Annotated in this window: 9 protein-coding genes; 6 read left to right on the top strand and 3 right to left on the bottom strand. The window is 75.1% G+C overall.

The features are described 5' to 3' along the window. Positions 1-131: 131 nt before the first annotated feature. Entirely contained in the window at positions 132-680 is a 549-nt protein-coding gene (locus tag ABZ914_RS43695) for a DUF742 domain-containing protein (RefSeq protein WP_500200637.1), read from the top strand. Then, on the top strand, positions 661-1,344 hold the full coding sequence (locus ABZ914_RS43690; protein ID WP_190854681.1) for a GTP-binding protein: 684 nt from the start codon (positions 661-663) through the stop codon (positions 1,342-1,344). The genes ABZ914_RS43695 and ABZ914_RS43690 overlap by 20 nt, the downstream gene beginning before the upstream one ends. Before the next feature lie 64 nt (positions 1,345-1,408). Here the strand turns inward: ABZ914_RS43690 and ABZ914_RS43685 are convergent, their stop codons facing one another. Then, on the bottom strand, positions 1,409-1,906 hold the full coding sequence (locus ABZ914_RS43685) for a winged helix-turn-helix transcriptional regulator (protein WP_500200636.1): 498 nt from the start codon (positions 1,904-1,906) through the stop codon (positions 1,409-1,411). A 67-nt stretch (positions 1,907-1,973) separates the two neighbouring features. On the opposite strand from ABZ914_RS43685, the gene ABZ914_RS43680 reads away from it, so the two are divergent. Further along, positions 1,974-3,395, top strand: a complete 1,422-nt coding sequence (locus ABZ914_RS43680; RefSeq protein ID WP_500200635.1) for an MFS transporter — start codon at positions 1,974-1,976, stop codon at positions 3,393-3,395. A 155-nt stretch (positions 3,396-3,550) separates the two neighbouring features. Here ABZ914_RS43680 and ABZ914_RS43675 read toward each other — a convergent pair whose 3' ends face one another. Further along, entirely contained in the window at positions 3,551-4,594 is a 1,044-nt protein-coding gene (locus ABZ914_RS43675; RefSeq protein ID WP_500200634.1) for a hypothetical protein, read from the bottom strand. Between the two features lie 69 nt (positions 4,595-4,663). Next, entirely contained in the window at positions 4,664-5,257 is a 594-nt protein-coding gene (locus ABZ914_RS43670; RefSeq protein WP_500200633.1) for a TetR/AcrR family transcriptional regulator, read from the bottom strand. Positions 5,258-5,315: 58 nt separating this feature from the next. Here ABZ914_RS43670 and ABZ914_RS43665 point away from each other — a divergent pair, with 58 nt between their 5' ends. From ABZ914_RS43665 to rpmG, 3 genes are all read left to right on the top strand, one after another. Next, positions 5,316-6,044 carry an SDR family oxidoreductase gene (locus ABZ914_RS43665; protein ID WP_500200632.1) on the top strand — a complete coding sequence of 243 codons (729 nt, stop codon included), beginning with the start codon at positions 5,316-5,318 and terminating at the stop codon, positions 6,042-6,044. A 52-nt stretch (positions 6,045-6,096) separates the two neighbouring features. Beyond that, positions 6,097-6,540 (top strand): HIT family protein, encoded by a 444-nt coding sequence (locus tag ABZ914_RS43660; protein WP_500200631.1) that lies wholly within the window; start codon positions 6,097-6,099, stop codon positions 6,538-6,540. A gap of 63 nt (positions 6,541-6,603) precedes the next feature. Continuing rightward, positions 6,604-6,768 (top strand): 50S ribosomal protein L33, encoded by a 165-nt coding sequence (rpmG, locus tag ABZ914_RS43655; protein ID WP_190854668.1) that lies wholly within the window; start codon positions 6,604-6,606, stop codon positions 6,766-6,768. Positions 6,769-6,788 lie beyond the last annotated feature (20 nt).

Below are 6,788 nucleotides of genomic sequence, written 5' to 3'. Positions count from 1 at the left end.
CGCCCGGCGGCCCCGGGGCTCCCGCGGGCGGGGGTGCTCGCGGGCCCGGCGGACCCCCGGGTCCCGGCGGGCCCGGTGCTCCCGGCGGTCCGGGCGCCCCCGGCCGTCCGCACGTGTCCGGCGGTCCCGGGTTGTCCGGTACGCCGGGCCTGTCCGGTGTTCCGGGCGCCTCCGGCGGGCCCCCGCCCGGCCCCGGCGACCCCGGCGGTTTCGGCGACCCCGCCGGATACGGGGACCCCGCCGGCTACGGCGAGCCGGGTGGTCCCGGCGAGCCCGGCGGCAGCGGCGGTCCGTTCGCTCCCGCGCGGGAGCGGTGGATCGCCGCGGCCGCCGGGCCGATCGTCCGCCCCTACGCGGTGACCCGCGGCCGGACCCGGCCGCGCGGCGAGCCGCTCGACATCGTGGCGATCCTCGTCGCGACCGGCCGGGCGCCCGCCGAGCCCGGCCGCCTCTCGCGGCACCAGCGCCGGCTGCTCGCGCTGTGCCGCCGCCCGCACGCCCTGGCCGACCTGGCCTCCGACCTGGACCTGCCGTTCGGCGTGATCCGGGTGCTGGCCGGCGACCTGGTCGACTCCGGCCTGGTGAGCGTCCAGCGCTGGGCCCCCGCCACTCCGTCCGTCCAGCCGCACAACGACCCGAACCTGCTCAGGAGGGTGCTCGATGAACTCCGCGCGCTCTGATCCCCCGCCCGACCACCTCCCGCCCGGCGAGCACGACGAGCGGCTCGACGGGCCGCGGGTCGCGCTGAAGATCCTGGTCGCCGGCGGGTTCGGGGTCGGCAAGACGACCCTGGTCGGCGCGGTCAGCGAGATCCGGCCGCTGCGCACCGAGGAGGCGCTCACCGACCTCGGCGCCGCCGTGGACGACCTGGACGGCGTCGCCGCCAAGACGACCACGACCGTGGCGATGGACTTCGGCCGCATCACGCTGCGCGACGGCGTCGCGATCTACCTGTTCGGCACGCCCGGGCAGGAGCGGTTCTGGTTCATGTGGAACGAGCTGTCGCGCGGCGCGCTCGGCGCGGTCGTGCTGGCCGACACGCGGCGGCTGATGGCGAGCTTCGCGTCCATCGACTACTTCGAGCAGAAGGGCACGCCGTTCGTGGTGGCGGTCAACTGCTTCGACGACGCCGACCGCTACGAGCCGCCGGAGATCCGCACGGCGCTGGACATCGACCCGCACGTGCCCGTGCTGCTGTGCGACGCGCGGCGGAACGGGTCGGCGAAGGAGGTGCTGGTCGCGCTGGTGGAGCACGCGCTGCGGATCGCGGGCGCGGCGGCCTCCCGGCCTCCGTCCGAGCCGGGGCCCCGGCCCTGGCCCGCCCCGGCCCGCGCGGAGGGCTAGCCCGCCGGGAGGCGGCGGATCCGCTCCCGGCGCCGGAAGGGGCCGGGCGGGTCCGCCGCCGCGGTCAGGCGGATTCGCCGTCGGCCTGGGGCAACGGCGACCCCATCACGATCTCGTCCACGGCGACGTCGTGCCCGTCCGCGCAGCGGACCTGGGCGGTCACGGCCTCGCCGCAGCCGGCGTGCCGGAGCGCGACCTGCCGCCCCTCCTCGCCGGGCAGGTACGTCTCGCCCCACTCCATGAGGCTGACCAGCGTCGGCGCGAGGTCCAGCCCCATCTTGGTCAGGTGGTACTCGTAGCGGGTGCGCTGCCCGGGCTCCTGGTAGGGCTCGCGGACGAGCAGCCCCGCCTTCACCAGGTGGCGGAGGCGGGCGGTGACGGCGGACTCGGTCATCTCGAGGTTCTTCACGAAGTCGCCGAACCGGTTCGTCCCGAAGTACGCCTCGCTGAGCACCAGCACCGCCGACGGCGGGCCGAGCGCGGCGAGCGTCCGCGCGACCGGGCAGTTCTGCATCGACCAGGTGTCGCGGTCGGCGAAATGCCCCTCAAGTGCGATCGTCACGGCAACCACTATAAACCTGCTGACTTCGCTTGACCAAAGTCAGGTGGCCGGGTTAGCGTCCCTGACTATGGTGAAACAAAGTCAGGTGCGCCCGGGGACGTCGCTCGCGGTGCTGTCCGTCGCCTCCTTCATGGCGGGCCTCGACCTGTTCATCGTCAACGTCGCGTTCGACGACATCGGCCGCGACTTCGCCGGGACGTCCCTGGCCGACCTGTCCTGGGTGCTCAACGGCTACGCGATCGTGTTCGCGGCGCTGCTCGTCCCGCTCGGCCGGCTCGCCGACCGCTACGGCCGCAAGGCCGGCCTCGTCCTCGGTCTCACCGTCTTCACCCTTGCCTCCCAGGCCTGCGCCCTCGCGCCCTCGCTGTGGTGGCTCGTCGCGTTCCGCGTCGTCCAGGCCGCCGGCGCCGCCGCGCTCATCCCCACCAGCCTCGGCCTGCTGCTGTCGGTGTTCCCGCCCGGACGCCGCGCCGGCGCCGTCCGCATCTGGTCGTCGGCGTCCGCGCTCGCCGCCGCCGCCGGGCCCGCCGTCGGCGGGGTCCTGGTCGACTCGTCCTGGCGCTGGGTGTTCGAGGTGAACGTGCCGATCGGGCTCCTCGCGACCGCCCTGGCGCTGCGGTTCGTGCCCGACAGCCGCGACGGCGCCTCGGCCCGCGTCCCCGACCTGCCCGGCGCCGCCGTGCTGACCGGCGCGATCGCCCTGCTCGCGCTCGGCCTGGTGAAGATCAACGACTGGCCGGGGCAGCGCACCGCGATCGTGGTGGGCACCTCGGTGATCGCCCTCGCCTTCTTCTGGGGACGCTCCCGGCGGCACCCGGCGCCCGTGATCGAGCCCGCGCTGCTGTCCGTCCGCACCTTCGCCTGGTCGAACGCCGCGGTCCTGCTCTTCACCGTCGCGTTCGCCGCCGAACTGCTGCTCGGCGTCCTCTGGATGCAGCAGGTGTGGCACTACTCGCCGGTGCGCACCGGCCTCGGCGTCGCGCCCGGACCGCTGATGGTCCCGGTCATGGCGCTGATCGCCGGGAAGATGGCCGCGCGGCGCGTCCCCGTCGGCCTGATCACCGCCGTCGGCTGCATGCTCTGCGCGTTCGGCGTCGTCATGGTGGCGGCCTCGCTCGACGCCACGCCCGCCTACGCCTCCGAGATGCTGCCCGGCTGGCTCGTCGGCGGCGTCGGCGTCGGCCTCGCGCTCCCCACCATCCTGTCCGCCGCCGCCGCGGACCTGCCCGACCACCGGTTCGCGACGGGAAGCGCCGTCGTCAACATGAGCCGGCAGATCGGCAGCGTCCTCGGCGTCAGCCTCGCCGTCGCCGTCCTCGGCTCTCCCCACGGCTACGTGGACGCTCACCGCGCCTACGTGCACGCCTGGCTGATGGTGGGCGCGTTCATGGTCGTCGCCGCGGCCGCGGCCCTCGGCATGACCCCGCGCCGCCACCAGCCCGTCACCCCCGTCCCCGAAACCGAGAAGGAAGTGGTCGCCGGCACTTAACCCCCTGCTTGACACAGAACGCGGGCGCGGACGGAACCTTGACCCGGACCAATGACGGCCCGGTCCGCCCACCGCCCCACCACATGATGGGCATCCCGATCCGGACGGGATGCCCGTCGTGCTTTCCCCGCGTGTGCGCTCGTGTGCGCGCGGGATCAGCGCGGGTGGACGCCGGGAGTCCGGCGCCACGCCTCCAGCAGCCGCGCCGCCGACCCGCCGACCGGCCCGACCGCGTCGGCGAGCACGGACGCGTCCGGCAGGTGCGCGCCGGACACGGCGGCGACCGCGTCCGCCGCGTCCCCGATCGTGGACGAGCACACCGACAGCAGGTAGCCGGGCACGTCCAGCGCCGGATCGGTGCATCCGACGAGCGGCGTCCCGACCGCCGCGATCAGCGGGAACACCGTGCCGGGGATCCCGATCGCCGCCTCCGCCCGCGCGGACGCCTGGAGCGTCGGCACCGCGCTGATCTCGTACTGCCGCCACAGCTCCGGGTCCTCGCGCGGGTGCAGGCCGACGAGGACGCGCTTCCCGGCGTCCTTCAGCCGCGCCGCCGACGCGAGCAGCAGTTCGGTGCCGGGCGCGGCGCCGCCCGTCCCGTCCGGGTGGGTGACGCTCGTGACGACCAGCACCAGGCCGTTCTCCGGTGCGCGGCGCGGCAGGTCGTCGGTCTGCGGTGACCCGACGACGCGGACGCGGCGGCGGGTGCCGAGGTAGCTCGCGAACGACCGGGCCTCGGCGTTCGACGATGAGGTGACGGTCCGCAGCCGCGGGCGCAGCCGCCCCGCGCCCGCCGCCTCGTCCGGGCCGAGGTAGGCCAGCGAACTCGCCGCGAGGGGCAGGTGCCGGAACCGCGCGGCGCACTCCAGCGGCCAGTCGCCCGCGCCGGTGACGACCAGCAGGTCGGCGCGCGGCGCGGTGTCCGGCGTGGCGACCGGCACCGGGTCGCCGGGCGCGATCCGGGACGGGTCCGGGACGAGCTGGGTCACCTGCACGCCCCGCGCCGCGGCCTCGCGGAGCAGCGGGGAGACGTGGTAGGTGCCCCACGGCTCGTTGGTCGCGACCAGCACGCGGAGGCCGCGAGGGCCGGGGCGGGACGAGGCGCGGGCGGGAGCGGCGGACGCGCCGAGGGCGGCGGCGCCGAGCGCACCGGCCAGGACCGTCCGCCGGGACGGGGAGAACTTGTCGATCTTGGTCACCGGCTCACCGTAGGAGCCGGGTCCGACCGGCGGATGAACGCGCCGAGAACGCCGGGCGGTGTCGCCCCGTCACCCCAGGTCGGCGATGGACGCGAGCAGCGGGAGCAGCAGCCCCGGCAGCTCGGCGTGGGGACGGCCCAGGTCGGCGGCCATCGCGTCGCAGGACGGGAAGGACGTCACCGCGGCGGCCGCCGCGCTCGCCTCCCGCACCCCGAACGGCGGGCGCAGGCGTCCCTCGCCGTCCAGGCGCTCGACCGCGGCGGTCACCTGCGCCAGCCGCCAGCGTTCGCGCCCGGCGATGACGTCGCGGACCTCCGGATCCACCTCCGCGAGGCTCACCAGCCGGCGCAGCAGATCGGGATCGGTGCCCCAGAACCGGCAGATCCCGGCCACGGTCCCGCGGAACGCGTCCCGCGCGGCGGGCCGGTCGAGCGCCTCCTTCAGGTGCGGGACGACCTCGGAGCGGCCCGCGAGGTCGTCGGCGACCGCCTCCAGCAGGCCGGGCTTGGAGCCGAACCGGCGGTAGACGGTCACGCGGGTGACCCCGGCCTCGGCGGCGACCCGCTCCATGCTCAGGCCGTGGTACCCGGCCTCGACGAGGTGCCGCCGCGCGGCGCCGACGATGGCGCGGCGGGTCCGCTCGACCCCGGCTGCTCGCTCCATGGACCCGATGATACAGGTTGTATATTGAGATACAGGCTGTAACGCGAAGGAGGACGCCATGGGGACGACCGCGCTCGTGACCGGGGCGAACAGGGGACTGGGCAAGGAGACCGCGCGGCGGCTGGCGCGGCGGGGGATGACCGTCCTGCTCGGCAGCCGGGACCCCGCCCGGGGCGGTGAGGCCGCGCGGGACCTCGCGCCCGACGGCGACGTGCGGCCGCTGCGGCTCGACGTCGCCGACCCGCCGTGCGTCGCGGCCGCCGCGGCCCGGATCGAGGACGAGCACGGACGCCTCGACGTCCTCGTCAACAACGCCGGGCTCATGGTCGAGGCGCTCGCGACCGAGATGACCGCCGCCGACATGCGCCGCGCCTACGAGGTCAACGTCTTCGGCGCCGTCACCGTCCTGAACGCGATGCTCCCGCTGCTGCGCCGGTCGGAGGCCCCGCGGGTGGTGAACGTGTCCAGCACGACGGCGTCCCTCACCCTGACCGGCGGCGGCGCGGACTTCGGCGGCGACGCCCACCTGCGGCTCGCCTACTCCAGTTCCAAGGCGGCGCTGAACATGCTGACCGTCCAGTACGCCGCGGCGTTCGCCGCCGACCCCGGCCTCGCGCACATCAAGATCAACTCGGCGACGCCGGGGTACGTCGCGACGGACATGAGCGCGCACCGCGGCACCCGGACCGTCGAGGAGGGCTCCCGGATCATCGTGGACCTCGCCACCCTGCCCGCGGACGGCCCCACCGGCGGATTCTTCCGCGAGCAGGGCCCCGTCCCCTGGTGAGCGCGGCGGGGCTGCGGCGGGGCTGCGGCGGGGGCGTTCGTAGCATCGGCACATGACCGAGCACTGCCTCGTGTGCGATCACAACGCCCGTATGGACGGGCTGCCGCTCCGCGAGGTCGTCGCGTTCGACGAGCACTGGCGGGTGGCGCACGCCTTCGGTACCGGGACGCCCGGCTGGCTTGTTCTCATGCCGCGCCGTCACGTCACTGCCGTCGCCGAACTGAGCGACGCGGAGGCCGCCGCGCTGGGGGCCTGGCAGGTGCGGCTGTCGCGGGCGCTGCATGCGGTCACCGGGTGCGGCAAGACCTACATCGCGCAGTTCGCCGAGGCCGAAGGGTTCGCGCACGTGCACTTCCATATCGTCCCGCGCGCCGACGATCTGCCCGCCGACCTGCGCGGCCCGCGTGTGTTCGCGCTGCTCGGACGGCCGCCGGAGGACGATCTGGACGAGGCGCGGCGGGACGGGCTGGCGACGGCGATCCGCCGGCACCTGTGAGCCGCGGGATTAATCAGAGGGTGGGGATGGTTATCGGTGTCGTTCTGAAGAGGAGGTTCGACGATGGCACGAAACGATGTCCGGCCGGTCGTGAAGCTGCGGTCGACCGCGGGGAGCGGCCACACGTACGTGACCCGCAAGAACCGCAGGAACGACCCCGACCGCCTGGTGCTGCGCAAGTACGACCCCGTGGAGCGCGCTCACGTGCTGTACCGCGAGGAGCGCTGATCCCGGAGCGCGCCCGCCGG

Source organism: Spirillospora sp. NPDC046719 (assembly GCF_040645715.1).
In the GTDB taxonomy this organism is placed as follows: Bacteria; Actinomycetota; Actinomycetes; order Streptosporangiales; family Streptosporangiaceae; genus Spirillospora.
The sequence above is the reverse complement of the archived record's forward strand: the minus strand, read 5'-3'. Positions and strand labels throughout refer to the sequence as shown.